Source organism: Alphaproteobacteria bacterium (assembly GCA_015231795.1).
In the GTDB taxonomy this organism is placed as follows: domain Bacteria; phylum Pseudomonadota; class Alphaproteobacteria; order Rhodospirillales; family WMHbin7; genus WMHbin7.
This window is the reverse complement of record JADGAX010000001.1, coordinates 670,294-691,163: the sequence shown is the minus strand read 5'-3', so window position 1 is coordinate 691,163 and position 20,870 is coordinate 670,294. Positions and strand designations below refer to the sequence as shown.

Annotated in this window: 18 protein-coding genes and 1 pseudogene; 10 read left to right on the top strand and 9 right to left on the bottom strand. The window is 60.5% G+C overall.

The genetic code is table 11. The annotated features are described in order from the left end of the window. The 4 genes from HQL44_03335 to HQL44_03320 are packed head-to-tail and all read left to right on the top strand — an operon-like array spanning nucleotide 1 to nucleotide 3,552. The gene (locus HQL44_03335) at nucleotides 1–1,605 is read left to right on the top strand and encodes a hypothetical protein (GenBank protein MBF0267607.1); all 1,605 of its coding nucleotides are present in this window, start codon (nucleotides 1–3) and stop codon (nucleotides 1,603–1,605) included. 2 nt (nucleotides 1,606–1,607) lie between these two features. Further along, nucleotides 1,608–2,315: a hypothetical protein gene (locus HQL44_03330; GenBank protein MBF0267606.1), complete on the top strand. Its 708-nt coding sequence runs from the start codon at nucleotides 1,608–1,610 to the stop codon at nucleotides 2,313–2,315. Next, nucleotides 2,315–2,818, top strand: a complete 504-nt coding sequence (locus tag HQL44_03325; protein MBF0267605.1) for a hypothetical protein — start codon at nucleotides 2,315–2,317, stop codon at nucleotides 2,816–2,818. The genes HQL44_03330 and HQL44_03325 overlap by 1 nt, the downstream gene beginning before the upstream one ends. After that, the gene (locus HQL44_03320) at nucleotides 2,815–3,552 is read left to right on the top strand and encodes an ABC transporter ATP-binding protein (GenBank protein MBF0267604.1); all 738 of its coding nucleotides are present in this window, start codon (nucleotides 2,815–2,817) and stop codon (nucleotides 3,550–3,552) included. Before HQL44_03325 ends, HQL44_03320 begins: the two co-directional genes overlap by 4 nt. A gap of 108 nt (nucleotides 3,553–3,660) precedes the next feature. Here HQL44_03320 and HQL44_03315 read toward each other — a convergent pair whose 3' ends face one another. The 7 genes and pseudogenes from HQL44_03315 to HQL44_03285 form a co-directional block, all read right to left on the bottom strand. Beyond that, on the bottom strand, nucleotides 3,661–4,785 hold the full coding sequence (locus HQL44_03315; protein MBF0267603.1) for a PilT/PilU family type 4a pilus ATPase: 1,125 nt from the start codon (nucleotides 4,783–4,785) through the stop codon (nucleotides 3,661–3,663). 207 nt (nucleotides 4,786–4,992) lie between these two features. Continuing rightward, a pseudogene (locus HQL44_03310) lies at nucleotides 4,993–6,015 on the bottom strand (type IV pilus twitching motility protein PilT). Nucleotides 6,016–6,036: 21 nt separating this feature from the next. Beyond that, nucleotides 6,037–7,194, bottom strand: coding sequence for a tetratricopeptide repeat protein (locus tag HQL44_03305; protein MBF0267602.1), 1,158 nt, complete (start codon nucleotides 7,192–7,194; stop codon nucleotides 6,037–6,039). Beyond that, complete coding sequence (locus HQL44_03300) at nucleotides 7,191–8,060, bottom strand: prepilin-type N-terminal cleavage/methylation domain-containing protein (protein ID MBF0267601.1); 870 nt, start codon at nucleotides 8,058–8,060, stop codon at nucleotides 7,191–7,193. Before HQL44_03300 ends, HQL44_03305 begins: the two co-directional genes overlap by 4 nt. A gap of 84 nt (nucleotides 8,061–8,144) precedes the next feature. After that, nucleotides 8,145–9,320 carry a hypothetical protein gene (locus tag HQL44_03295; GenBank protein ID MBF0267600.1) on the bottom strand — a complete coding sequence of 392 codons (1,176 nt, stop codon included), beginning with the start codon at nucleotides 9,318–9,320 and terminating at the stop codon, nucleotides 8,145–8,147. Between the two features lie 20 nt (nucleotides 9,321–9,340). After that, a complete protein-coding gene (locus HQL44_03290; GenBank protein MBF0267599.1) occupies nucleotides 9,341–10,000 on the bottom strand; it encodes a hypothetical protein in 660 nt (219 codons plus the stop codon). 138 nt (nucleotides 10,001–10,138) lie between these two features. After that, on the bottom strand, nucleotides 10,139–11,845 hold the full coding sequence (locus HQL44_03285) for a hypothetical protein (protein ID MBF0267598.1): 1,707 nt from the start codon (nucleotides 11,843–11,845) through the stop codon (nucleotides 10,139–10,141). Between the two features lie 211 nt (nucleotides 11,846–12,056). Here HQL44_03285 and nifE point away from each other — a divergent pair, with 211 nt between their 5' ends. The 6 genes from nifE to HQL44_03255 all read left to right on the top strand — a co-directional run bounded on the left by nifE (nucleotide 12,057) and on the right by HQL44_03255 (nucleotide 16,741). Further along, nucleotides 12,057–13,502 (top strand): nitrogenase iron-molybdenum cofactor biosynthesis protein NifE, encoded by a 1,446-nt coding sequence (gene nifE / locus HQL44_03280; GenBank protein MBF0267597.1) that lies wholly within the window; start codon nucleotides 12,057–12,059, stop codon nucleotides 13,500–13,502. Next, the gene (gene nifN / locus HQL44_03275) at nucleotides 13,503–14,852 is read left to right on the top strand and encodes a nitrogenase iron-molybdenum cofactor biosynthesis protein NifN (GenBank protein MBF0267596.1); all 1,350 of its coding nucleotides are present in this window, start codon (nucleotides 13,503–13,505) and stop codon (nucleotides 14,850–14,852) included. A 34-nt stretch (nucleotides 14,853–14,886) separates the two neighbouring features. After that, the gene (nifX, locus tag HQL44_03270) at nucleotides 14,887–15,291 is read left to right on the top strand and encodes a nitrogen fixation protein NifX (protein ID MBF0267595.1); all 405 of its coding nucleotides are present in this window, start codon (nucleotides 14,887–14,889) and stop codon (nucleotides 15,289–15,291) included. Between the two features lie 3 nt (nucleotides 15,292–15,294). Further along, a complete protein-coding gene (locus HQL44_03265) occupies nucleotides 15,295–15,738 on the top strand; it encodes a NifX-associated nitrogen fixation protein (GenBank protein MBF0267594.1) in 444 nt (147 codons plus the stop codon). A gap of 19 nt (nucleotides 15,739–15,757) precedes the next feature. Then, nucleotides 15,758–16,075: a ferredoxin III, nif-specific gene (gene fdxB, locus HQL44_03260; GenBank protein MBF0267593.1), complete on the top strand. Its 318-nt coding sequence runs from the start codon at nucleotides 15,758–15,760 to the stop codon at nucleotides 16,073–16,075. Between the two features lie 120 nt (nucleotides 16,076–16,195). Then, nucleotides 16,196–16,741, top strand: coding sequence for a nitrogen fixation protein NifQ (locus HQL44_03255; GenBank protein ID MBF0267592.1), 546 nt, complete (start codon nucleotides 16,196–16,198; stop codon nucleotides 16,739–16,741). On the opposite strand, the gene HQL44_03250 is transcribed toward HQL44_03255, so the two are convergent. Both HQL44_03250 and HQL44_03245 read right to left on the bottom strand, forming a co-directional pair. Beyond that, a complete protein-coding gene (locus HQL44_03250) occupies nucleotides 16,725–18,779 on the bottom strand; it encodes a tetratricopeptide repeat protein (GenBank protein ID MBF0267591.1) in 2,055 nt (684 codons plus the stop codon). The two genes, HQL44_03255 and HQL44_03250, sit on opposite strands and share 17 nt — an antisense overlap. Continuing rightward, on the bottom strand, nucleotides 18,763–20,808 hold the full coding sequence (locus HQL44_03245; protein ID MBF0267590.1) for a PAS domain S-box protein: 2,046 nt from the start codon (nucleotides 20,806–20,808) through the stop codon (nucleotides 18,763–18,765). The genes HQL44_03250 and HQL44_03245 overlap by 17 nt, the downstream gene beginning before the upstream one ends. Nucleotides 20,809–20,870 lie beyond the last annotated feature (62 nt).

Genomic DNA, 20,870 nt, shown 5'->3' with positions numbered 1-20,870 from the left:
GTGGCGGCAAAGAAATCCGGCCTTCCCCTTCATTTGCTGGTCAGGAAATTCGTGCTGGTCATCGGCGACGAAGGCGCCGTGCTGGTGCATGTGGTGCGCGGCAATGTGAAGAACGCCTGGTTCGTGCCCATCGATTCCGAGGAGGGGCCGGAATCGATCCGCGAATTCCTGATGACCGACAAGCGCATTCCGCTGCTGGTCGAAGTGGACGTGGTCGAGCAGCTTTATCGCGAAGAACAACTGCCCAAAAGCAATTTCCTGGACCATCCCAAGGTGCTGAAGCGCCGCCTTGAGATGGCTTATGCCAGCGAGGAAATGAAGGCCGCCAGACCCTTGAACCGCAAGGGACAGAACGGCCAGAAGCCTTATCTGTTCATGGCGTTGCCCATGAGCGATTGGCTGAAGAAATGGACGTCCTTTCTGGACACCGTTTCCAATCCGGTCGAAGCCTATTCGCTGCTGCCCATGGAATCCCTGGGCCTGTCCGAAGCCCTGGCCCCGCCCGCCGAGGCGCAGACCGAGAAACATTGGCGCATCTTCGTCAGCCAGGAAGTGACCGGCGGCTTTCGCCAGATCATCCAGTTGAACGGCCAGTTCATCCTGACCCGCATGACGCCAAAGCCCGCCGAAGAGGACACGGCCGAGGAAATTTCGCAGCTCATCGAGCGCGAATTCAAATCGTCGCTGGGTTACATCAAGCGCCTGGGCTATCAGGAAAATGATCACCTGGATCTGGTGGCCGTGGTCGGCGCGCCGATCCGCGAAGCCCTGTATCAGCGCGACCTTCCCGTCACCACGCTGTCGATCCTGACCCCGCTGGAAGCCGGAAACAAGCTGGGCTACGAGAAGGTGGCCGATCCGGACAGCCCTTATTGCGACATGCTGCATGCCGTATGGCTGGCCAGGCGCACCAAGGCGCCCATCTTGCTTTCCACCCCCGCCATGGCCAAGAAGCGCCAGATGCGCCAGGTCGAGAAGGTGGTTCCCCTGGCGGCGGCGGCGGTCACGGCGTTTCAGCTCTATTATGCGGGCGACATGGTTTTCGCCAATTATGAAACAGCCGATCTGATCGAAACGCGTCAGGCAAGCCTGCAGGATCGTCAAGGTCAGTTGAAAAAGCTGGAAGGCGAGATGGCTGCCGCAGAGGTTCCTTTCGAAACTCTGACCGCCAAGCTGGGCGCCAAACAGGCACTGGAAACGCAGGTTGCCGATTGGCCGCAAATCCTAAGAAACGTCGAGACGGCGCTGGATGGTCAGGGCTTCGTTTGGAGTCTGGGGCTTGAGGTCGAGATGAAATCGGGCGATCCCGCGAAGGCGAAAAAGCCGCCTGCGGCAGCGCAGATGGATGGCCAAGGCGGCGTACCGTTCAATCTGGAGCTTGTGGTCATGTTTCCTGGGGCGACCAGCAATCTCGCCGATATCGTCGCCACGGTTGCCGATCAGGAAAAGCGTTTCAAACAGGCTTTCCCGCGAACCGAGGTCGAGGTGTTGGACATGCCTACCAACATCAAACCGCAGGGAACCTTCACCAGTACCGGCAAGCATTTGCAGGCAGGCACGCCAAAGATCGTTCAAGCCACCTTCGTTATTCGCAGGAAAGGCTAGACATGCGCATCGATCTTCAAGAGATGGTGGAAAGCGGCGGCTTGAGGGCGTTGCCGATAGGCTTGATTCTTTCGGCAGTCGTTCTGGCGCTCAATCTGGGCTTTTGGGGTTTGGGCTTGCCGGAGATCGAGGCAGAGACGGAACGACTGCAGGCGGAACAGGGGCGTTTGGGCGGCGAAGTGTCCGCGCTAGACGGCAAGATCGCCGCCTTGCGCAAGGAACTGTCCGGCATGCGCGAGATGACCGACAGTTACAAAAGCGAGATGGAGAAGGGAACTTTCGAGCCTGAGAATCGTCTGCGGGCCAACGAGTTGCTGGCCGACATCAAGGCGCGACATGTGGCGCTGAGCTGGCTTGAGCCTTTCAGCGAGTATCGGCTGAATATCGAGCCTGGCGGCAATTATGCTGTATCGGCTGGCGGAAAATCCTACAACTGGTTCGCCAGCCCCGTCCATATCAACATCGAAATGGTGCATGACCGACACTTCTACCAGTTCGCCTATGACGCCATGAATTCTCTAAGCGGCGTTACCCTGCTGAAAAAAATGCGTCTGGAGCGCAAAAGCCGCCAAGCCTTCGTCAAGGACGTGGAGAATCGCAAGAACGACGCGAAGCTGACGCTTCCGATCAATGCCGAGTTGGAATTCATGTGGGTGACGGCAGACCCACCGGCGAAGCAGGGCGCCGATGACAAGAAGGGACGTCGCTGATGCTGCGTTCATTCCTTCTTGCTCTGGTTTTCAGCCTTGTTTGCCTTTCGCAGGTTTCGGCCCAGGATGGGCAGTCGCAGGCCCAGAAGGCGACCAGCACAACATTGTCGGGCAAACCGATGCCTGAATTTCCGAAAACGCTGCTTTATACGTCCGAGGAAAGCGACAAGATCGAAGCCTTCCTGGCCGAATTGCCCAAGGCTTTCACCGATGGCGACGGCAAGCCTAAGGTGCTGCAAGACGCGCCGCAAGAGGACGCCAAGCCCAACATCTATCTGTCGGCGCTGGTCTATCACGGCGAGAAAGACTGGTCGGCCTGGGTCAACGGCATGCGTTTCAGGCCGGGATCGGTCGAGGGCGGCATTCGGCCCGTGCGCGCCACCTCGCGCTGGGTCGAACTGGATGTCGACACCGATGCCGGGCCAAGCATTCGCGTGCGGCTTAGCCCCAATCAGACCTATCTGATCAAGGACGACAAGGTGGTGGACGGAATCTTTCCATGACCGAACGGCCCATCGACATTCAGAACGCCAAGGCCGGTTATGGCGGGCCGCCGGTCTTCGAACATCTGACGCTGGCCGTCGAGCCGGGCGAAATCTTCGGCCTGATCGGTCTGAACGGCGTTGGCAAGACCACGCTGATCAAGGCCTTGCTGGGGCTGGGCGAGGCCGAGGGCGTTTTCCGCTTTTTTGGCGAGGATGCCGCAAAGCCGGAAAGTCGGCGCAACTTTGCCTATCTTCCCGAGAAGTTCATGCCCTCGCATCTGCTGACCGGATGGGAGTTCTTGAAGCTGACGCTTGATTTCTACGCGCTGAAGCTGGACCGCGACAAAGCCTGCCAGCTGGCGCAAGGATTGGCACTTGATCCCGCAGCTCTTTCCAAGAGAGGCCGCCAGCTTTCCAAAGGCATGGGCCAAAAGCTGGGCCTGTTGGCCAGCCTGCTGACCGGCCTGCCGCTTCTGATTTTGGACGAGCCGATGAGCGGGCTTGATCCGCGTTCGCGCATCTTGCTGAAGGATCGGCTGATGGAATACCGCGCCAATGGCGGCACGGTTTTCTTTTCCTCGCACATTCTGTCCGACATCGAGGAAATTTGCGGGCGCATCGGCATTTTGCATGCGGGCAAGCTGATCTATGTGGGGACGCCCAAGCAATTCGTCGCGCGCCACGAAGCCCTCACGCTGGAACGCGCCTTCCTGGCGGCGATCACCGAAGCCGAAAATAAATCCGGCGACTGAGGGCAACCAATAACAGAGCGCAGCGACTAGGCCCAAGGGGCCTCGCAAATCTCCTGATTTGCGAAAGCCAAGGGATGCGGAGCATCCCGCCCGGCGACAGAGGGCAACCTACAAAGACAAACTTGACGTATCCACCGAGGACAGGCCTTCGCCGCCGCCGGTCAGTTGCTGCTTCATCTGCAGCTTGAGATCGCTGGGGCTGTCGGCTTCGGCCAGGGCGGTTTCCTGATCGATCGCCCCTTCGACGAACAGCCTAAACAGGCACTGATCGAAAGTCTGCATGCCCAGATCGGTGTTGGCGGCCATCACGGGCTTGATCTCCTTCACCTCGCCCTTGCGCACCAGATCCTTGATCAGGCCCTGATTGAGCAGGATTTCCAAAGCCAGGGCGCGCCCGCCGCCTTGCTTGGCGACCAGACGCTGCGAAACGATGCCCTTCAAATTCAAAGACAGGTTCAAAAGAATCTGGTGGTGCATTTCCTTCTCGAAGAAGTTCAGAATGCGCTCGATGGCCTGATTGGCGTTGTTGGCGTGCAAGGTGGCCAGGGCCAGATGCCCCGTCTCGGCGATGTTGATCGACTGCTGCATCGAATTGGAGTCGCGGATTTCGCCGATCAAGATCACGTCGGGTTTCTGGCGCAGCGTGTTCTTGAGGGCGGCGTCGAAACTTTGGGTGTCAACACCCACTTCGCGCTGGGTCACGATGCAGCGCTTGTGGTCGTGGATATATTCGATCGGGTCTTCGATGGTGATGATGTGGCCGGGCGCCGAGGCGTTGCGATGGTCGATCATGGCGGCCAGGGTGGTCGATTTGCCCGATCCTGTGCCGCCGACCAGAATCACCAGCCCGCGCTTTTCCATCACCAAATCGCCCAACACCTGGGGCAGGCCCAGGCTTTCCATGGTCGGCACCTGGGCGGTGATGCGCCGGATCACCATGGCCGTATGCTGGCGCTGCTTCATGGCGTTGATGCGAAAACGTCCCTGCGTTTTGCCCAGGTCGAGCGCCATGTTCAACTCGCACGACTTCTCGAATTCCTGCAACTGGTCGAGTGAGGCGACGTCGGACATGATCTGGGCGATGTCTTCGTCGCTTAAGGGTTCGCGTTGCAGAATGTTGAAGCCGCCTTCGCCGCGCATGGTGGGAGGGGCGCCGAAGGTGACGTATAGGTCGGCCCCTTTATGGGCCACCATGGTCGCCAGCCAAGTGCGGATTTTCGATGCGTCGGCCATGATCTTTTTCCCTTAACGGAACAGGCTGGTGATGCCCTTCTTGGGGGCGTCTTGTGGCTGGGGTTGCGGCTGGGGTCTTGCCATCGGCTGCTGGGGCGCTTGCTGGGGCGGAGGTGCTGCCTGCTGCGCCGGACGCTGCACGGGTTGCTGTTGAGGCGCGGCCTTGGCTTCGCCTCCGGCGGCTTCGGCTGCCGGCGCCGCCGAAGGCATGGCGAAACGTTCCATTTCCTCCTGCGCCACGATTCCCTGGGCCACCATGTTCTTCACGCTGTCTTCCAAGGTGGCCATGCCGAAGCGCTGGCCCATCTGCATCATGGAAACGATTTGCGGCACCTTGTTTTCGCGGATCAGGTTGCGCACGGCGGGGGTGCCCACCAGAATGTCGTGGGCGGCGATGCGCCCGCCCTTGCCGTCGATGCGCTTCATCAGCACTTGGCTGATCACCGCCTGCAGCGATCCCGCCACCATGGCGCGCACCATTTCCTTGTCGCCCGCCGGGAAGACGTCGATGATGCGGTCGATGGTTTTGGCGGCAGAACTGGTGTGCAAGGTGCCCATCACCAAGTGGCCGGTCTCGGCGGCTGTCAGGGCCAAGCCGATGGTTTCGTGATCGCGCATTTCGCCGACCAGGATCACGTCGGGGTCTTCGCGCAGGGCGCTTTTCAGGGCGCGGGCGAAGGATTTCGTGTGCCTGCCCAATTCGCGGTGGTTGATCAGGCATTTGTTGTTGGTGTGCACGAATTCGACCGGGTCTTCGATGGTCAGGATGTGTTTGGCGTGATTGCGGTTGATGTAATCGATCATCGCCGCCAGCGTGGTCGATTTGCCCGAACCCGTGGGGCCGGTCACCAGCACCAACCCTTTCTCGAAATCGGCGAAGCGCTTGAAAATGGGCGGCGCGTGCAAATCGTCCAGCGAGGGTACGATGGTGGGAATGGTGCGAAACACCGCCGCCGGGCCGCGATTGGTGGTGAAGGCGTTGACGCGAAAGCGCGCCGTCTGGCCGAACGAGATGGCGAAATCCAACTCGTGCTCTTGCTCGTACTCGGCCCGCTGCTCTTCGCTCATGATCGAATAGATCATGGTCTTGGTTTCGTCGGGCGGCAGCGGGGCGATCTTGATCGGCTTGATCTCGCCGTTGACGCGCAATATGGGCGGGTTGTCGCTGGTCAGGTGGATGTCCGACGCCTTGTTCTGTTGGGCGAAGGCAAGAAGTTCGGTGATTTCCATGACCTTTGGTTCCGTCCTCGATCAGTTGTCGATCAGCCAGGCAAGCCGGCGTTTCACCTCGTCCAGCGATACCGGCACGGGTGTCGTGCTGGGCTGGTAATCCTTCAAGAAGCGATGGTACTGGCCGATGGCGGCGTCCCTCTCGCCCAGCCGATCATAGATCGAAGCCAGGTTCAGACGCCAGACCGTCCGTTCGGGTTCGATCTCCAGGGCGTCGGTCAAGGCGCGGGACGCTTCTCGCAGATTGCCCAGTTGGACGAAAACGTCGCCCATCTGGGCAGGCAGGTTGGCGTCATGCGGCGCCAAGCGGCGCAACTCGCCCAGGGCCTGCAGGCGCTGGGTGGCGGGCAGGCCAGCGGACAGGGCGACCAACTGGTCCAGCGCCGTGCGGTTATAGGGGTCGTAAACCAGGACGCGGACGTAATGTTCCGAAGCCGTGCGGATGTCGCCCAGCTTCTCGGCCGACATGGCCATCCCCAGATGGGCGATGCGCGAATCGGGTTCCTTTTTCAAGATGCCGCGATAGCGGGCCAGCGCGTTGGCGTAATCGCCCTTCTCGAAGGCTTTGGCGGCGTTGTCCAGTTCGCTGGGGGTCTGGTCCAGCGCCTCGCGCAGCGGGCTGGCGGGCAGGCCCAGCGAACTGCGCCAATAGGCCATCACCTTGGAGAGGTACAAAACGCCGTTCGGGCTGCCGGGTGGGGCGTGATAGCGCCGGATCGCCTCGCTCCAGGATTTGGTGACGAAATAATTGTTCTGCAAAATCTGCGCCCCGGCATTGACGTTGGTCGCCGGATCGAAGGCCAGATCCAGGCTGGAAAAAGCCTTGGGATGCGAGCGCAGATTCACCTGCATGCAGCCCACATCGACCGAATCGACATTGCTGGCCAGTTGCACCACCACGGCCCGCTTGGCTTCCTCGATATTGGGGTAATAGCGCCCGCTTCCGGCGGCGTTGATGGTCCAGGGCCAAGGCGCGCGGATGCCCGTCGTTGGATCGCGATAGGAGCTTTCCGCCGTGGCGATGGCGAAAAGCAGTCCGCGGGGCAGATTGTAATTCTTCTCGGCCTCTTCGATCGGCTTGTTGCAGGCCCCGGCGGCGGTGGTTTGGGCAAGGGCGGGGGCGGGGGGGACGGCAAGCAGCAGCAATAGGCCCGGCAGGACGGCGATTCCACGCATCATGGGTTGCCGCATGCACTCTGTCCGCAGGACGAGACGATGCTTTGCGCCGAGCGCCAGCGCACCATGTCGTCGAAGATGCCGCTGCTTGATGCCCGCTCGGTGGGGTCGTTCTGCACGAAGAACGCGTCCCCATCGTTGTTTTCCGCCTCGCCGGCGCTGGCATCGGTGGTGGCAATCCGTGTCGGATTGTTGCTGCCCGTATAGGCGCCGCTGGCGTGCGCCCCGTGGCTGACCAGCGCATAGGCGGCGCAGACATTCGTTGCGCTGCAGCCCGCCGCCGTATTGTTGCTGCTGTTGGTCAATTGGTTGGTGGTCAGGCCTGGAACGCCTGCAAGGGCGTAAACAAGAACCTCACCATAGGGATATGAAGTATCGACGCGTTGGATGCCGTCGTTCGTGTTGGGGTTGGTATGCAGAACGATGCCGTTGGCGGTACCCCCCTGACTTCTTCCCGCCACGTAGTAAGTGATGCGGTTGCCCCAGCCGTCGCGGGAATAAAGCTCGTCCAGCCCCAGGGTGATCCAGGGCACGACATGGGCGCCGTTGGCAATCGCCGTGCAGGCGGCCAAGCCGGTGGCGGGTTGCGAGCGACCGAAATTGGCGTTGGCGCTGTTCAGCGATCCATCGGCGGGGCAGGGCAGGAAATTGTTCTGGATGGCGAACAGGGTGATGGCGTCTTCGATCTTGTCCATGCGTTCGCCGGTCGTTTTGCGCTTGGCGTTCTCAAGCATCTGGGCGCCCGACATCAGGCCCATACCCAGCAACAGGCCAACCACGGCCAGCACGATGGCGATCTCGATCAGGGTAAAACCCTGCGCCTCGCCAGAATCAAGGCGTTTGAAAGATTCCAGAGTCCATCTGCTCAACCGCTTGCGCATTCCAACCCCCATCCCACTAGGGACAGGGGTTATTCTAGCAGGAATGCAACGCCTTCAATAGAGGGAACTGCCTTATGGCCCGTCGAAGGTCTTGATGGCGAAACTTCCATAGGTGGTGTCGGAACTATGGTCTTTGGCGCCGTAGGTGAAGCCCACGATCAGACTGTCATAGGTGGTCTGATTGAAGGGCACGCAACGTTCGATGACTGTGGGCGCGCTGCCCGCATAGGCGCTTTCCACGCTTTGGAACGACGAACTGTTGTAGCAAGACGAATCCTTGTAAGGACACACCCAGGTTTTGACGTAAACGTCGGTGGTGGCGCAGCCTTGGCTGGCGCAGTTGTTGGTCGTGCCGCTACCGGCGCAGGCCAACATCTCGACCCTGAATTTATGGGTCTGGCTGCTTTCCAGCCAGGGATAGGAGTAAGTTTTTGACTTCTTGGTTTTCGTGGTGTTGGCCCCGGTCCAGCAATTGCCGTAGGGCGAGCTGCTGTCGTTGGCCGCCGACGTGGCCGGGCAGGTCGGGGAATCAGTGCCGTCATGCTTGATCTTGTCCGCGACGATGGCGACATGGTTGTTGTTGGGATCGCTCATGGACGTCGTTTTGTCGGTGTCGAATTCGATGCCGAAGCGGGGTTCGGGCATGGCGGTGTAGCCGGATTGATCGGCGTAACCCAGATATTCGCCATAGCCGCCGCATAGCGTGCTGCTGACCGAGGTGCTGCCGGGCAGGAAGGCCAAAACCGTGCCTTCGCCGTTTTCGTCATCGGAATCGCTATCGAATTTTATGGTGTAATAGGCGCGGATGATCTTGCGGTAAAGCGGGATTTCGGTGGGAATCCAAGCGCAACTGCGCCGGTTGTCTTCGATGTCGTCGAATTGCAGCGAGCCGGTTTTTGTATAAGACGATCCCCCCCATTTTTTCTTTTTCGTCGTCGTCAGGTTGACGTCGGGCTTGTCGGTTTTGCTTGAAGAACTGCTGCTGGTGGTGGTGAGGGCCGAAGAATTGGTCAGATTGCCAGCAAAGGACCAAGCGACATTGCCCGCCGTCGGCGTGGTCGGAACTTCTTCCTCGACTTCTTCCTCTTCCTCTTCCTCTTCCTCCACTGCGGCGACGCTGCAGCCACTGCCCGCCTTCTGGCACAGATGGCGCTGGGCGCTGGCGTCGGGTGGGTTCCAGCCCAGGAACAGGGCGACGAGGGCCGCGAAAACGGCGCCGTTGACGATAAGGGAGAATAGCCTGTTCATGGGTTCGTCCTTTTCTGCGTTCAAGGCAGCCAATAGGTGAGAATGTCGTCGAAACTGCCGCCCGGGGTGCCGCCCTTGACGTAGGTGTCGTCGCTATCCGTGTTTTCAGCCTCATCCGCGTTGGTGGAGACGGCGATCTGAACTCGATTGCCAGTATAAGCACCCTTGCCGTTCTTTCCGTAGCTGTTCACCACGAACCAAGCCGCCTGGGTGATGTTGCTGCCGCTGGCAGCAGTCTCCTTGACCGTAATCGCGGTAGTGATCGACGCTGCGCCAGTTTTGGCACCAGTCAGCACTAAAGGGGCGTAGACATGATAGGCGAAATAATTGCCCCAGGAATCGCGGGCGACGCTGGCGGGCAGCCCCAGCGTTTTCCAGGGGATCACTTGGCGCTGGAAGGGGGCGGTGCATGCCGTGCCGTCGTTGGGCAGGGCCACTCCGTCATTGGCCGTCACGTCAGCCGGGCAGGGCAGACGGGAATTGGCCTCCCAGAAGGCTGCCACGGCATCCTCGAACCGAACGACTTCCATCTGCGCGTTCTCGGTCTGCGCCAGCCGCTGAGTCGAACCGCTGAAATGGCGCGTGCCGACGGCCAGGGCGGCGATCACGGCCAGAATGGCCACCAAAATCAGCAGCGCAGCACCCGCCTCGGGGTTAGAGCTGACGTTACGCTCGGACATGAAGTTCCCGCCAATTACTATCTTTTTCTAGTGACGCTACAGTAACATGGCCTATCGCCGCCCGCAACGGAACCCGCCGGTGTGGTAGGGTTGTCTGGAAAACGTGCATCAAATCAATGTGATGATGGTACTATAACCTTACTGGATGCCTGCGTTGCCCATATTGATTTCCCGGATCGACAGGGCCGAGGTGGCGCCGCCGGTGGCGAAGGTGAAGCCCAGCATCACGTCATTCATCTCGCTTCCCCAATTCGAAGGCTGCGGCGTGCAGTAATTGATGGTGCGCGTCGTGGCGGTATCGAGGGTCGCGCGCGGCGACGTGCCGGTCAGGGTCGAGCAGGAGCCGTGGGTGCAATCGATCCAGGCCCGCGTCTGAACATAGCCGCCGCCCGCGCCGCAGCTGGTGCAGGTGGCGTCGCAGCCGCGTTGCAATTCGATGCGCACGTTGTAGGGCTGGATATGCGGGAATTCGACCCGCGACTTTTCTTCCAGCCAAGCGCGCCAGTTGGTGCCGCTGGTCTTATAGGTGCAGCCCCCCGCCGAGCCATTGGTGGAATTGGCGCTGCAAGAACCCGCCCAGCCGCCAGCGCTTCCCGGCGTTCCGTTGTGATTGATAGAGTTGTTGAACAGCACCGAAACATGGTTGCGGTCGGGATCGTTGGTGGTCTGGTCGTAAGATCCATCCGTGCCGGAATATTGGTAAGTGTCGAACTCGACCGCCATGCGCTTCACGTTTTGCAGCGACATGTCCTTGTAGCCCAGGCTGCTGCCGTCATAGCCGCAGCTTGAGGTCGCCGTGCCCCAAGGCACCACGGTCATGGTGAAGCCATCGGCGAAGCCGTGCTGGGTGTTGCTTTCCTCGCCCGGCCACCAGTTGAAGGTGAAATAGGCGCGAATCGATTGGGTCTGGAAAGTCAGCTTTTGGTTCAGCCAGACGCAGACAGCCTTGTGCTCGGGCACGCTGTCCATCGCCTTGCCGTCCTTCACCTCGGGGTCTTCGCTGAAATGGATGACGTTGTCCTGGCCCGCAGCGGCGGTTTTGCCGTTGCTGGCCCTGACCAGCTTTCCGTAATTGCTGTTCGTCGAGACGAAGGAGGTGGGATTGTCGGTGGAGTTGAAGAAGGCTTCGGCTTGCGGGGCCGATGTGCAGATCGAATTTTCGGCACAGATATTGGAAGCCGTGTCGAAAACCAGCAGATCGTCGAAATAGGTGGTTCCTGTATCGTGACCGGCCTTGATGAAGCTGGCGTCGCCATCGGCATTGTCCGCCTCGGCGGTGGGAGAAACCGGAACCGTCTTGCGCAGCCCCGACATCATCCAGCCGCCCGCTCCATTCTCGCCAGCACTGACCAGGACATAGGCGGCAGATTGCGCCGACCCAATGGGATTGCCGCTGACGTCATAGTCGCTGTAAACGGAAAGTCCGTCGGACGGAATGGCGGCGGCGAACGGCGTGCCGCTGGTCAAAGCGCTGCTGGGGTAATAGGCGATGCGGTGTCCCCACTGGTCGACGCTGTCGCTTTCCTGAAGCCCCAGCGTTTTCCAGGGCACCACGGCATTGGCGCTGGGGGTGGCGCAATCCTCGGTCCAGCTTGTATTGGCGGCGTTGGCGGGGCAGGGCAGGCGCGAGTTGCCGATCACGAAGGACGAGATGGCCGTCTTGATGCGTTCCAGGTCGGTCGCACTTTGGCGAGACTGATCAAGATGCTGGGTGGGGCTGCCGTAATAGCTCATGCCCACCGCCATAGCGGCGACGATAGCCAGGATGGCCACAATGATCAACAGCGCCGCCCCTTGCTCGCGGCCTGGGTGAACTCGCTCGTCTTGGGCGGATGTCTTGGCCAACTTCAGCTCCTTTGCCGGTCCGAAGCCACGGTTTTTCGACCGATAACATATCACGTCATGCCCGCCTTGGCACCTGGGCCAAGTGGGTGGGTGTCTTGCCTGTGACAAGACTGTCGGAAATCGGACAGGGCGGCTATTCGTTAACCTACTGATTTATATCAAATCTTATCAGGCACGCGCCTTGCATTGCTTCATCTGGCTGGAGGTGCCCATGTCTTTAAAGGCCAAAATCGCCGATCTGTTCAACGAGCCGGGTTGCGCAACCAATCAGGCCAAGACCGAGACGGCCCGCAAGAAGGGCTGTTCGAAGCCCTTAACGCCCGGGGCGGCGGCTGGCGGCTGCGCCTTTGATGGCGCCAAGATCGCCCTGCAGCCGATCACCGACGCCGCCCATATCGTGCATGGCCCCATCGGCTGCGAGGGCAATGCCTGGGACAACCGCCATTCCGCCAGTTCGGGGCCAGCCCTTTACCGGACCGGCTTCACCACCGACCTGACCGAGTTGGACGTCATCCATGGCGGCGAAAAGAAGCTGTGGAAGGCCATTCACGAAGTGGCGGCGGCGCACAATCCGCCCGCCATCTTCGTCTATCAGACCTGCGTGCCCGCCATGATCGGCGACGATGTGGTGAAAGTCTGCATGGCGGCGGGCGAGAAGCTGGGCCTGCCGGTGATTCCGGTCGATGCGCCGGGCTTTGCGGGATCGAAGAATCTGGGCAACAAGCTGGCTGGCGAAACGCTGCTTGACTACGTGATCGGCACGCGCGAACCCGATGACGCCTCGCCCTTCGACATCAACATCATCGGCGATTTCAATCTGGTGGGCGAGTTGTGGCAGGTGCTGCCCCTGTTCGAGCGCCTGGGCATTCGCCTGCGCGCCTCCATCACCGGCGACGCCCGCTTTGCCGAAGTGGCTTCTGCGCATCGGGCCAAGGCCAATCTGCTGGTCTGCTCGCAAGCCCTGATCAGCCTGGCCCGCAAGATGGAGGAACGCTACGCCATTCCCTTTATGGAAGGCTCGTTCTACGGCATCACCGACACGTCGAACGTGTTGCGCGGCATGGCGGGGCTGTTGGTGCGCCAGGGCGCGCCGGAAGACTTGCTGGCGCGCGCCGAGGCGCTGATCGCGGAAGAAGAAGCAAGGCTGTGGGTGGCGCTCGAGAAATTCCGCCCCGTTCTGTCGGGCAAGAAGGTGCTGCTGTACACCGGCGGCCATAAATCCTGGTCGGTGGTTTCGGCGCTGCAGGAATTGGGGATGACCATCATCAAGACATCGGTGCGCAAGGCGACCGAGGGCGACAAGGAACGCATCAAGGACCTGATGGGCGACGACGCGCCGATGGTGGACGCCATCCCACCTCGCGAAATGTACCGCATGCTGAAGGAAGGCGAGGCCGACATCATGCTGTCGGGCGGCCGCACCCAATTCGTGGCCCTGAAGGCCAAGCGCCCTTGGCTGGACATCAATCAGGAACGCCACCACGCCTATGCCGGTTATGACGGCACGCTGCGTTTGGTCGAACGTCTGGCGCTGGCGCTGACCAATCCCGTTTTCGAACAGGTGCGCAAGCCTGCGCCCTGGGAAACGGCAAGAATTCCTCATCCTGAGGAGCGAAGCGTCTCGAAGGATGGGGATATATCGAGGGGAGTGAAATAGATGGCAAGACTTGTCCATACCCGCAAGGCCTGCGCCGCCAATCCCTTGAAAATGAGCGCGCCCCTGGGCGGCGCCATGGCCTTCATGGGGCTGGACGGCTGTCTGCCCCTGCTGCACGGATCGCAAGGCTGCACGGCTTTCGGCTTGGTGCTGCTGGTTCGCCATTATCGCGAGGGCATTCCTTTCCAGACCACGGCCATGAATGAAGTGACCACCATCATGGGCGGGCTGGACAATCTGGAACAGGCCATCTTGAACATCGCTTCCAGGGCCAAGCCCAAGGTGATCGGCATCTGTTCGACCGGCTTGGTGGAAACAAGGGGCGAGGACATTCCAAGCGACTTGAAGCTGATCCGCGCCCGCCATCCGGAACTGGACGACACCGCGCTGGTTTTCGCCCAGACGCCCGATTACGTGGGCGGCATGGAAGAAGGCTGGGCAAGCGCAGTCGCGGCGATGATCGAAGCCTTGGTGACGCCCAGGCGCGCGCGCGGCAAATCTCAGCGGGGGCGCATCAATCTGCTGGCGGGATGCCATCTGACGCCGGGCGATCTCGAGGAACTGAAGGACATCATCGAAGCCTTCGGCTTGAGCGCCACCGTGCTGCCCGACATTTCCGGGTCGTTGGATGGACATGTGCCGGACCAGTACATCGCCACCACCTTCGGCGGCACGACGGTGGACGACATCGCCGCCATGGGCAGCGCCGGGCTGACCATCGCCGTGGGCGGCCATATGCGCGAAGCCGCCGAGAAATTGAACGCCATCGCCAATGTGCCCTATGTGGTGTTCGACCGTCTGACCGGCCTGGGGCCGGTGGATCATCTGGTGCAGACCCTAAGCGAATATTCCGGCCGTCCGGTGCCCGAGAAGCTGAAGCGCAGCCGCAGCCAACTGGTCGACGCCATGCTGGATGGCCACTTCTTCTTCGGAGCCAAGCGCGTGGCCCTGGGCGCCGAACCCGATCTGATGCTGGCGCTGGGCACTTGGTTGAGCGAGATGGGGGCCGAACTGTCCGTCTGCGTCACCACCACGCCCGAGCACAGGCTGGAAGCCTTGCCAGCCAGCGATGTGCATGTCGGCGACCTTGACGACCTGGAGCGCATGGCAGCGGGCTGCGATCTTCTGATCACCCATTCGCACGGACGCGGCATGGCGGAAAGGTTGGACATTCCTTTCTTTCGCGCGGGCTTCCCGCAATTCGACCGGCTGGGAGCGCAGCACCAGACCATGGTCGGTTATCGCGGCACCCGCGACCTGATCTTTTCCGTCGGCAACCTGCTGATGGAACATGGGCACGATCATGTGCCGGTGGCCGAATCCAGGAAATTGATCCATGCGGCGGCTTAAGTTGATCGAGGAGCCATCCTCTGAAGGAGGACATATGAAGATAGCCTTCGCGACACACGACATGACGGCGGTCGACGCCCATTTCGGTGGCGCTAAAAACATCGCCATCTACGACGTTTCGAAAGACAGTTCCAAATTCGTCGAAGCCCTGCAATTCGATCTGGTCAGCGACGAAGAGGGCAATCATGACGATTCGGTGGACAAGCTGGGCATCAAGATCGACGCTCTTTCCGGCTGCGCCATGTTGTTCACGCTGGCCATTGGCGGCCCTGCCGCCGCCCGCGTGGTGGCGAAGAAGATTCATCCCGTGAAACTGCCCAGGCCGGAACCCATCGCCGAGGTGATCGCCAGATTGCAAACCACGCTGGCGGGAACGCCGCCGCCCTGGATGCGCCGCATCATGGCCGATCATTCCGATTCCAGCTTCATGGAGGATTGAGAGATGAACGCCATTTCCCCCACCGGATTCGTAGCCGAACTGATCCGCCAGATCAGAGCGCAGGACGCTTTCGGAGCCTGGGCCAGGAAAAGCGAAGCCGACCTTCTGGAACCCTATATCGTCGACAAGGAAAAGCGAAAATCGATCCCGATCATCAGCGATCCAGATCCCGACGTCATCGACCGGGTCGAGATGTTCTATCGCGCCATCGGATTGGCGGTCGAGAAGCGCACAGGCTTGATCGCCAGCCCCATCTTGAAAATCAATCACGAGGGATTCGGGCGCGTGGTGCTGCTCGCCGGCAATCTGGTCGTGCTGTCCAAACATCTGCGCGACGTGCATCGCTTCGGCTTCGAGACCCTTGAGAAGCTGGAAGAGGAAGGGTCGAAGCTGACCGGCAAGGCCGTCGAAATGATCGAGCGTTTTCCCGAAGTGGCGAAGCTGTAATTCAAAAAAGGAGCCGAAGATGAGCGTTTATGTTGCCCTGACCCGTGGCGGTCAACCTTGGGAGCCGTTGTATGTGGAAGCCGTCAACCATGAAAAATGCATCGGCTGCGGACGCTGTTACAAAGTGTGCGGCATGGATGTGCTGTCGATCATGGGTGTTACCGAAGATGGCGAACTGGTCGCCGTGGCCGAGGACGACGACGATGACGACGGCGAGATCGACCGCAAGGTGATGACGGTCAAATATCCCGAGAACTGCATCGGATGCCGGGCATGTTCCAAGGTCTGCACCAAGGGCGCGCAAACGCATGTCACGGCGCAGGTGATGTTGGCATAGCAACGCAAAAGGCGGGGTCATATCTTGAATATTTCCTATCCCACCATCCGGCTGGATTCCTCAGGTCTTGAGAATGGGAAACAATCAAGACATGACCCCGCCGTCATCTATGATCATCTGATGGCGCTGGCGGCGGGCGACGCTTTCGACGCCCATGTCTTTGCCTCCAATATCGCGCTGGCCCATCTATTGCCCCCTGATGCGCCGGGCAGGGGGCTGGGATTGCCGTCGCAGGCGCTTCATCGCTTGCTGGATGCCGTCTTTCCCGGTTCGGGCATTCATGCCGATCCGGTCCTAAGCGCTGGCGAGGACGCCGTCGAAGAGGGGGATTTGCGCGCTCTGTTGCTGTCGGGAAGGGCCAAGAACCGGATGGCCGAGGAATGGATGGCCGCCATCGTGGCCCGGGCCTGCCAGCGGCCCAATCATCTGTGGCAGGATTTGGGGCTTAGGAACCGGGGCGAGCTGTCGCAGCTTTTGAACCGGCATTTCCCGGGGTTGGCCAAACAGAATCTGCGCGACATGAAGTGGAAGAAATTCTTCTACCGCCAGCTTTGTCAGGCCGAGGGCGTGGTCATCTGCAAATCGCCGGTCTGCGACGCCTGCGCCGATTTTGCCGTCTGCTTCGGCGCCGAAGACGCGCATCCGCTGGTCAGGTTTGGGACGTAAGTTTCGTTTCGGCCAGAGAGATCATCGCCTCTTCCATTCGCTTCAACTCCCCCCGGTCCAGATACAAGGCGGGCGCTGCTTGTTGCAAACGGGCGGCCAGCGAAGCGCTCCAGGCGAAATCCTTGGCCAGGCGCACGGCGATGTCGGCATAGCTGTCGGCGCTGTCGGCGATCAAATCGTCGATGCCCATTTTGCGATAGGCCGCCATGGTCACGCGTTCGCGCAGGAATTCGCCAGGTCTGGTCACCACCGGCACGCCCTGGGCGAAGGCCTCCAGGCTGCTGGAGCCGCCGCCGAAGCGCCAGGGGTCCAGCACGGCGTCTGCCGAAACCAGCAAGGTCATGAAATCTTGCGGCGAGAGACGGCCCAGCACGATCAGGCGCGCCTCGAGATCGGGGATCGATTTCTTCAGACGCGCCTTTAGTTGGGCGGTGATCATGGGATGCAACTGCTCGATCAGCACCAACTGGCCCCTGGGGTCGCGAGCCAGGATGTCGGCCAGCATGGCGTCGAATTCAGGGTGGAATTTGAACAGAGATTGCGGACAGACGTAAAGCCGCTTGTTCTCGGGCAGGCCCAGCTTGTCGCGGTCGGGCATCAGATTGTCGATGGCGGGCTTTCGCATATAGAAGGGAAAACCCGCCAAGCGGATCAGGGGTTCGGTGTAATGGGCTTGCGCGCAGGCTTCATCCAAGGGATCGCCGGATATAAAGGCGTCCAACGTGGACAGGCCCGTGGTGTCGGGATGTCCGCAGGCCACGATTTGAACCGGGGCCAGCCGGGCGAAGGCCAGGAAATAGGTGGTGGGTTCCATGCCGATGTCGGGATAATAGATGATATCCAGCCTAGCGTCGGCGATGGTCTGGCGGATGCTGTCCAATGGCCCGGACAGGCTGATGCAATGATCCGCCGTGGCGGCGATTTCGCGCGCCGTGTCGTCTTGCCTGCCGATCTGAAAGACGAAAACCTCGAAGCGCTTGCGGTCGAGATCGGCAATGATGCCGCGATTGAGCTTGGCCATCGTGTGGGCGTGCAAATGGCGCGAGACGAAACCTATCTTTAGGCGTTTTCCCGGCTGCCAGCGCTGGACATGCGCGGCCTGGAAGTTCAATGAGGGGCTGGCCTGTCTCCAGAATTTTGCCGCCAGTTCCATCAACGCCCGGTCGTTCAAGCCGTGATAGGCCAGATGAAACAAGGTAGAGCCTACGTCGCGCTCGGGGTCGGCGATCCGCACTTTGTCGGCGATCATTTCCTCAAGCTGGCGTTGAAGATCGGCGCGGGTCTGCAAAATATGATCCTGGCTTTGTGCGATGACCGGCAGCAGCAAGGCCCGTTTGGCCTGGATCGACGCGTCGGCTTTTTGGATCAGGGCCGCGCCATAGGCGGCCTTGGCGCCCAAAGTTTCGCCCATCGCCTTTTGGATATTGCCAAGGGCGCACAAGCAGGCGGCATCGTTATTTCCTTCCATCAGGGCAAGGGCGGCCTCGAACAGCCCCATATCCTTCAAGACTTCGGCAAGATCAATGCGGATGGCTTTATCTGCTGAGTCAAGCGCCAGGGCTTCCTCAAGCGCTTGACGCGCCTGCGCAAGATCGCCCTGGGCATGTTTCAGATTGCCAAGCAGACTAAGGGCGAATGCCTGCGGCGACTGACAAGACTGCGCCCTGGCCAGCGCTTCTTCGGCCTGATCGAAACGGCCAAGCCGCATCAAGGCGGCTGCCGCATTGGCGTGAATCCGCCCCTGCATGGGCGCTGCCTTTTGGGCGCGCTCGAACCAGTCCAGCGCTTGCAAGGGCCTGTCCTGGGCGAGATGCCAAGCCCCCAGGTCTGAGGCCAGCTCGCCAAAGGCCTGGGCCTGTTCGGCTGGCATTGGATGGTCGCTCAAAAGGCCAAGCAGGGACGAACAAGCCATGCCATCGCCGCCATGCAGGGCGGCGGCGGCCAGCATCAGGCCTTTGGGAACGGCCATCGGATGGCCGGTCGCCAGCAGATTTTGCAGCATCTGCGTTTCAAGATCGGCTTCAGGCGGCATTGGCATGCGTGCGCGTGGCGGGGAAATGCAGCCAGACCGTGGTGCCTTGGCCCAGCGTGCTTTCCAGATGGATCGTGCCGCCATGCAATTCCATCAGCCGCTTGCTGATGGCAAGGCCAAGCCCCGTTCCCTCATGCTGGCGGGTCAGCCACTGCTCGCCCTGCTGAAAGGGCTGGAACAGACGCTCTAGATCGTCCGAGGGAATGCCGGGTCCGTCGTCGGCGACGCTGATCCACACCCCGCCTTGCGTGTCGCCGCCAGCCGAAATGCTCACATGCCCCCGCCTTTGCGAGAATTTGACGGCGTTGGACAAGAGATTGAGAACGATCTGGCGCACCGCCCGCTCATCGCCCCAGACATTGGCAAGATGTTCGGGCACCTGTCTGTTGATGGCGACGGCGTTTTGCTGGGCGCGGGGCAGGACCATTTTCACGCAGTCTTGGATGATCGATTTGAGATCGACGTCGTTCTCGGAAATCTCGTAGCGGCCGGCTTCGATGCGCGACATGTCGAGAACGTCGTTGATGATGTCCAACAAGTGGGTGCCGCCGCGGTGAATGTCTTGCAGCGCTTCTTGTTGCCTGTCGTTCAAGGGGCCGTAAATGCCCTCCTTCAGCATGTCGGCAAAGCCGATCACGGCATTCAAGGGGGTTCTCAACTCATGGCTCATATTGGCCAGGAAGGACGATTTCGCCCGGTTGGCCTCTTCCGCCATTTCCTTGGCGGCCAGCAATTCCTGTTCGGCTTTCTTCCGAAGGCTGATGTCTTCCTTCACGGCCACGAAATGGCTGATCTGCCCGCTTTCGTCCTTGATGGGGGCGATGGCGGCCAGTTCCCAATAGGATGTTCCATCCTTGCGCAAATTGTGGAATTCCCCATGCCAAATTTGGCCGCTGGAAATGGTGTTCCACATCCGCTCGTAATCTTCGCTCGCCATGTTGCCGGACTTGAGGAGGTTGGGATTCTGCCCAATCGCCTCTTCCTGGGAAAATCCGGTCAGGCTGGTGAAGAAGGGATTGACGTATTCGATTCTGCCCTTTGCGTCGGTGATGATGACCGACATAGGACTGTTCTCGACGGCGCGAGACAGGACGCGGATTTGTTCCTCGGCCATCAGACGTTTGGACAAGGTCCTGACCAGCGTCACGATCAGAACCGCCATCAGGGTCAGAACCAGGATAAAGCCCGTATAGCTTAGCCCAAGGGCCTGGCTTTGCCGCATGATGGGGGTCGAGGGCAATTCAACCCTGACCTGCAGGGGATAGCGAAAAAAGTCCTGCGCGGCCTCGATGCGCTTGCCGCTGCCTTCCTGCGGGCTGACTTGCGATTTATGCGTGGGCGGGCGGATGTCGTCGTTGGCGTGCGGAAAGCGCAGCAGCAGGCGGCCATCGGCGGCGAACAGTCCGATCACCGATCCCTCGGGCAGATAGGCGTTCTTGAAGAAAGTCGAAAAGCTGCTGGTATCGATGCTGGCGCTGACGACGCCCAGGAAGTCGCCTGATGGCGAGGCAAGCCTGCGGCTGATCTCGATGGTTTCGCGGCCCATCGCCGGATTGTAGACGCGCCCCCAGAATTGCAGCCTGCCGTCAGTGCTGTCCTTGTGGAAGCGGAAGCCAGGAGAAAGCCTGCGGTCTTGCGATCCCTTCGCCGATGGCATTTCCTTTAGCAGATATCCCCTGGCGTCGACGATGCTCAGTCCGGCGACGATGCTGCTCTCGGACAGTTTGTTGCGCATCCAGTCTTCCACGTCCAGCAACGCTTCCCGGCTGGGCGTCTGCGTTTCGCCAAAACGGGCGATGCCCGTTTGCAGCACTTGGTCCGCTCCGAAAATCGCCAGTTCGCCGTACTCGGCAAAGGCGGCGGCATAGCTGGCCGCCTGACGCTTGGCTTCCTCGAAGGACTGCCGCTCGTGCCGTTCGACGTTGCTGATGCTGAACAGAATCGACGACAACACCAAGACCCCCATCGTGGTGGCGGTGCGGACAGGGCCGAAACTGACAACCAGCCTTTGCAGGCTGTGCTTGAAACCGGGCACTCACTCAATCCCTTTTTTGCTTCATTTTTCGACATCCTACCTTATTGGGGCTTGCCTTGGGA